Source organism: Rhodococcus sp. AC861 (assembly GCF_979256035.1).
The window spans coordinates 1-258 of the sequence record NZ_CEEDMW010000057.1; the positions used below are offsets into that span (position 1 = coordinate 1).

The window sequence follows — 258 nt, forward strand, 5'->3', positions numbered from 1 at the left end:
GTCCTGTTCCGACCCCTCGTGATCGAGCTCGAGCAGTCCCCCGGCACCGACGACGACCAGCCGCTGGCGAGACTGTCGCTGACCTCGGTCGACAACTCCGGTGGGCAGGTCTCGTTCGAGCCGGTCCGGCGCACCCCGAGCAGCGTTCGCCCGGGTCCCGAGTGGTTGCGATCCCTCCGGGCGCGCGCCGACCTGGACAGTCGGCGCGGCCGGGAGACCTCGAGGGCCGGTTGAGGGGTCCCGGTTGTGGTTACTCTC

1 pseudogene is annotated in these 258 nt (G+C 71.3%); it reads left to right on the plus strand.

What is annotated here, in order from left to right:
* A pseudogene (locus AC0IX4_RS23130) lies at positions 1 to 234 on the plus strand (hypothetical protein); the annotation flags it as partial.
* Positions 235 to 258 lie beyond the last annotated feature (24 nt).